The organism is Desulfovibrio sp. 1214_IL3152 (genome assembly GCF_036763055.1).
Lineage (GTDB): Bacteria > Desulfobacterota > Desulfovibrionia > Desulfovibrionales > Desulfovibrionaceae > Desulfovibrio.
This window is the reverse complement of sequence record NZ_JBAIYW010000037.1, coordinates 1-2,070: the sequence shown is the minus strand read 5'-3', so window position 1 is coordinate 2,070 and position 2,070 is coordinate 1. Positions and strand designations below refer to the sequence as shown.

General features: G+C 59.8%; 3 protein-coding genes. All 3 read right to left on the bottom strand.

Going from position 1 to position 2,070, the window contains the following annotated elements; all coding sequences use genetic code 11:
• Positions 1 to 879, bottom strand: an 879-nt coding sequence (locus V6C07_RS00770) for a phage protease (RefSeq protein ID WP_333534476.1), incomplete at its 3' end; no start/stop codon positions are given.
• Positions 880 to 990: 111 nt separating this feature from the next.
• On the bottom strand, positions 991 to 1,536 hold the full coding sequence (locus V6C07_RS00765; RefSeq protein WP_333534473.1) for a phage virion morphogenesis protein: 546 nt from the start codon (positions 1,534 to 1,536) through the stop codon (positions 991 to 993).
• A 117-nt stretch (positions 1,537 to 1,653) separates the two neighbouring features.
• Positions 1,654 to 2,070 (bottom strand): PBECR2 nuclease fold domain-containing protein (locus V6C07_RS00760; RefSeq protein WP_333534471.1); only part of this gene is annotated, 417 nt, incomplete at its 5' end.

Sequence of the window (2,070 nt, the reverse complement as noted above, 5' to 3'; positions counted from 1 at the left end):
AAGCTCGGCCACCTTGGCCCGCAATTGCGCGGCCTCGGTCTGCACGCTCTGGAATGTCGCCATACTGACGTACTGCGACGCATCGGGCGGCGTGGCCTTGGCGGTAGCAATCGCGTTTTGCGCGGCGGTAAGCGCATCATCCTTGCTTTTGAGCAAGGCAATCAGGTTTTCCTGCGGCAGTGTCGCCAGCGCGGCAGTGCAGGCGGCATCATCCGCAGTTTCGGGCAAGCCAAGAAGCTTGCGCAGCATTGCGAGCAGTTTTTCCATGTGGGGATTTCCTTCCTCAATTGTTTTGGCCTGGGCTGGCTGCATGCCGTCCAGGGCCGGATGGTTGGTAAGCGCAACACTCACAAGATCGAGCACTGCGCCTGTGGTCTTGTCCCAGGCAAACACGGGGCTGATGTACTGATATTCCTTGGCGCGGATGGCGGCCCGCGCGCGGTCTGTCCACTCCACCGTCGCAAACAGCCCCTCGGCGGTTATCTCCAGCCCCTCAATCCAGCCAGCCGCCGGGGCTGGTTGGCCGTTTTTGTCGCTCAAGTGGGTCTGGTGCTCGTAGTCAACAACAGTGCGCGTCTTTCGCCGGAACCAACGATTGACAAGGGCCTGCGCATCATCCGCCGTCAGCCTCCATGCAGTAACCGTGACCCCCGTGATATTGCCGGGGCGACCATCGCGCGCGGCAAAAGACCCCACGGGGAAGACCTGTATGCGGCCTGTGGTTTCGCCATATCCCGTGGACATGGTGGCCTCGTCTGTGAGGGCGACTATGAGTGCGTGCTGTGTGGTGTGCGTGTTCATGGCCCTGGTGTACCAGGGCCGGAGGCGGAAGAAAGACTGGCGCGCGTCAGCGGTTTGTGGATTGCCTGGGGCCACCATGTGGCAACGCGCAAAAGAAGGGCGTTAGAAGGGCGTTAGATTTTCTCAAACATCAAAAGACAGGCAACGGCCCATGACGGGGCAAAACAGGGGCGCAAATCGGGCGGCAGCCTATTTACCGAGGAGGGCCTTGCGGGCATAGTCGGCAATGATCTCTTTCATGTCCTGTTTGTCGTGCGGGCCAACGCCAAGAAAGCGGCGGCGCGGTATCTCGCTGCCGGGGTGAAAGACCGCCCGGCGTACATAGGACTTGCCGCCCTTGCGCCATGCCAGGGCCTTGCCTTTGCGGGCGCGTATCCAGTGCGCGCGGGTGATGCCGCCGAAGCACTGGATAGCAGCATACGTAAGGTTGGTGCCATAGCGGGCATAGAGGTGGCCGTAAACCTGATGCATGCTGGTGCGCAGTGTCCCATCGCGCTGAAGCATGGGACCGGTGTGTCCGTCCTCTATGCGCTGGCGCTTGTAGTCTGGGGTGAGGCTGGGCCACCTGGCCCCGGTTATGGGGTCAGTCTCGGTTTCAAAGGCGCGGTCTGACGCTTCGCCCATGACCTGGGCAAGCTCCATCATCAAGGGCGTAGTATCCTGCATGGCGTGGACAAGCCGCGTCAGGGCGACGTCGACTTCGGCGGAATCCAGATTGACTTCAATTTTGAGCATAGTTATTATCCCTGTAGCAAAAGCTGATACGGGCGCGAAAGCGGGTGCTTGACGGAGCGACACCCGCCGTTAGGGGCTTTGAGGAGTACCGTTATACTCCCAAGGCGGAACCTCGTATCAGCTTTTTGTTTTGCCGTGTACAAGCCACCCCTCGCGCAGACTGTCCATATTTTTAGGTGTGCGCTGCATCATGTTCCACAAAAGCGACCCATCGCGGTTGATACGCACGACAACCAGCAGGGCGTATTTCCCCTCACTGAATAATCCAATATAATTCTCACGCAGCTTGCCGTCCGCATGTTCTTTGAGCCAGATTTCATGCGGCTGCTCAAGTGTGGGCAAGATATAATTTGCATAGCGTTCTCGCGCATCGGCCTTTTTGGCTACAAGGTGCGCCAGATTGTCGCGCCAGATAGTGCGCTGGCCCATTGGCGTGGTGATTGTGCGCAGGCGCTCATTGCCCACAAAGCCCAACGCCTTGGCAAGCTGGGCCTCTGCTGCGGCGCGGCTGGGGGCCATTGGCAGCATGGGGGG